General features: G+C 55.1%; 2 protein-coding genes and 1 pseudogene. 1 reads left to right on the top strand and 2 read right to left on the bottom strand.

Annotation, left to right across the window (positions count from 1 at the left end; translation table 11 throughout):
* Together ACFFAR_RS29135 and ACFFAR_RS29130 are read right to left on the bottom strand one after the other, a co-directional pair.
* Positions 1–433, bottom strand: a 433-nt coding sequence (locus ACFFAR_RS29135; RefSeq protein WP_375509003.1) for a hypothetical protein, incomplete at its 3' end; no start/stop codon positions are given.
* Between the two features lie 125 nt (positions 434–558).
* On the bottom strand, positions 559–1,455 hold the full coding sequence (locus ACFFAR_RS29130) for a LysR substrate-binding domain-containing protein (RefSeq protein WP_375509002.1): 897 nt from the start codon (positions 1,453–1,455) through the stop codon (positions 559–561).
* 360 nt (positions 1,456–1,815) lie between these two features.
* Here ACFFAR_RS29130 and ACFFAR_RS29125 point away from each other — a divergent pair.
* Positions 1,816–2,864 (top strand): annotated as a pseudogene (locus ACFFAR_RS29125) (IS630 family transposase).
* Positions 2,865–3,148 lie beyond the last annotated feature (284 nt).

The following is a 3,148-nucleotide window of genomic DNA, read 5'->3' as shown; positions in this document are numbered from 1 at the left end:
GTTGCGCGAGTGGGTCGCCAAATTCATGGATTTCATCGACGCCAAGACAGCCTGCAAGGAACGCCTTGAGTTCCGGGCTGTGGTAGATCTGGCGGATGCCTGTTGACAAATCAATAAAATCGCCAGCTACAAACCCGTTTTCTCGCTTCAGGATATGACGGCGCGGATGCCCTTCCGGAAAACTCTCATCAGGTTCACCGCCATACACGGTAGCTTCAGCATGTGTGAAAAACGCACGCGGTGCCAGCATGGCCGCTTCTGACGCCATCGCACCCAGCGCTTCGGGCCGGATGAAATTCTTGAGCACCGCGCAGCCATTAGACCTTAACTGCGAGCGAACGTCATTGACGACAATTCGCAGCGATTCAGCGCCGGGGTTGTCGAGCGGATACTTATCCGTATTAATCCAATTAAGTGCATTTACGCTTCGCATAGAGACTCCAAGCACCGATGCCGCTTCAGCTCAACGAATTAGCCGTTGAACCAGCTGCGTGGACTCATGCTAGCAACGCACTCGTAAGAGAAAAATTGAAATAAACTGGTGGTGGTTGAAATTTTTTATTCGGACGATTGCGTTCCCTGTTCGACCAGCCACGATGCAAACGCCTTGACAGCGGGACTACGGACCGCACTGTCAGACAGACACACGGTATAGCCAAAACCCGTGGGCAGTAGCTGCTCCATAAGTCTACACAGCCGCTTTTCTGTTAGCAGACGCTCCGCAAATGGAGTCCGGCCCATGGCCACGCCCAGACCGCTCTCCGCGGCTTGAAGCGCGAGCGCGCGATTGTCGACGTTCAAAACTCTAAACGGTTTTATGTCCGCAGCGTTGACAGACTTGAACCAGTCTTCCCATTCGTTGGGACTTGTTTGGCATTGGATGACGGTGACATTGCCGAAGGTGGCGTTAGGGTCCAGCAAGCCCGCGTCCGCTGCGTACTGTGGCGAGCAGACCGGATAAATCTTTTCCTCAAACAATACCGTGTTGCTAGTCGGCACGGTTTTCAAATCCTCGTAGCGTATGGCTAATTCTACCAAGCCAGACCGGAACGTCAATGGCTCTATAGAAGTCAAAATGTTGACGTCTACCTCCGGATATTGCCGATAGAAGGTCGAAAGCCGGGGCATCAGCCATAGCACCGCAAGTGAAGGGAATGTGTTGATGGAAATGCTAGTCGTGTTGCGAATAGCCTCGGTTTTGGCGGTGGCCGACGCAATCAGATCAAGCGCTTCCGCCAAAGACTTCATGTACGTCTGTCCAACATTGGTCAGTTCCAAAGTATTGTGCGTACGATTGAAAAGCTGAATACCCAAGAACTGCTCAAGCGACTTCAACTGGTGACTAACCGCGGAAATGGACAGGTAAAGTTCCTCGCTGGCAAGCCTTAAATTGCAATGGCGCGCAGCGGCTTCGAAGGCACGGATGGCGGCAAAAGGCGGGAGTCGACGGGACATTGTGAACCTCTGTCAAACGGTGTTGAAATTGTAGGCCCAACTTTGAACTTGACAGATTAAAGTACATAGATTGTACCCGCCCGCCCTTGGACACAAAGGTTTATCCCACGCTCGATTGCAACGCCCTGTGGAATCGTTGTCTGGATTGACGTTGCGACGAAAATACGCTTGAATAAGCCCCGAAAATGTACCGGCACTCCCGCAATAGGACAGTTCGGCCGATGGATGCGATACGAACGCACGATCTTGCCGACCGCAGAGGCGATTCTTAGTGATTTTCGAATCGATTTGCGCATCATCGCCAGCCACTAGTCCACTGCGTCATTGACTTGGCACCCCGTCTATGTTCGAATTTAGGGCATGGGAAAAATGAATCTGACTGATACCGAACGTGCGCAACTACTTTCAGCGGCACGCAGCCGAACGGTGCGCGCGGCGGACGTGCGACGTGCAAAATTGATCTTGATGCTCGAGGACGGTGAATCGCGCGACGGGATTATGAGCGCACTGGGCTGCGACTCGCGTTTCATCGCACGTTGGTCGGGGCGCTTCCTCAACGAGCGACTGGCCGGCATGTACGCTCGCCATCCCGGGCGCGCTCCTGTGCAGCCGCCTGCCAAGTTGGAAGCGCGGGTACTTAACCGCACCCTCAAGCACAAACCAGCCGACGGTTCGACTCACTGGAGCAGCTACAAGCTCGCAGCAGAACTGGGCGACGTGTCGGTCTCGGCCGTGCAGCGCATCTGGCGCAAACACGGCATTAAGCCGCAGCGTTTGGAACGACACATGGTCTCCAACGACCCGGACTTCGAGACCAAGGCTGCCGACGTGATTGGGCTGTATTTGAACCCGCCGGCGCACGCGGCGGTGTTCTGCGTGGATGAGAAGACCGCGATCCAGGCACTTGAGCGTAATGACCGGATGCTGCCGCTGTCGCCGGGACGCGCCGAGAGCCATGGCTTCGAATACAAACGCAACGGGACACTCAGCCTGTTCGCGGCGTTCAATACGGCGACCGGCGAGGTGCTGGGCAAGACCGCGTCGCGCCACACCAGCGAGCAGTTTGTGGCCTTTCTGACTGACGTCGTCGCCAGCCCAAACGTCGGGAAATCCACGTGATCTGCGATAACGTAAGCAGCCACAAGACGCAGCGGGTGGTCGACTTTCTCACCGCGCATCGCAACGTACGCTTGCACTTCACGCCGACTTACTCGTCGTGGCTTAACCAGGTGGAAAACTGGTTCTCACGCATTCAGCGTGATGTGATCGCTCGCGGCGTCTTCACTTCGGTGAAGGATCTGGATCGCAAACTGATGCGTTATATCCGCGAGCACAATCAAAACCCGAAACCAATCAAATGGAAATATGACGATCCTTCCCGTCGAATTCGCCCGGTGCCAAGTCAATGACGCAGTGGACTAGCATCACTAGAGCACGCCCTTTGGTGCTGATCGGGTGCCGCACCTGATCGTGTCATGCCACAAAACAAAGGTTTTGGTTTCGCGGAACCACACGCGCCGACGTTTTTACTAAGCTCGCGAACGGCAGTGGTTCTGGATAGCGATCCGCATGCCAGCTCGCAAAGTGAACTCGGCCCGGGAATTCCAGTCGCGCGCCGCATCTATGGGAACTAAACACCTAATCAAGCCGCGTTTGGTGGAAGTTCAGCTCAATGCAAAACTCGAGACCACGG

Origin of the sequence: uncultured Caballeronia sp. (assembly GCF_964243625.1) — a bacterium.
GTDB lineage: Bacteria > Pseudomonadota > Gammaproteobacteria > Burkholderiales > Burkholderiaceae > Caballeronia.
This window is presented reverse-complemented; position numbering and strand designations above follow the sequence as displayed.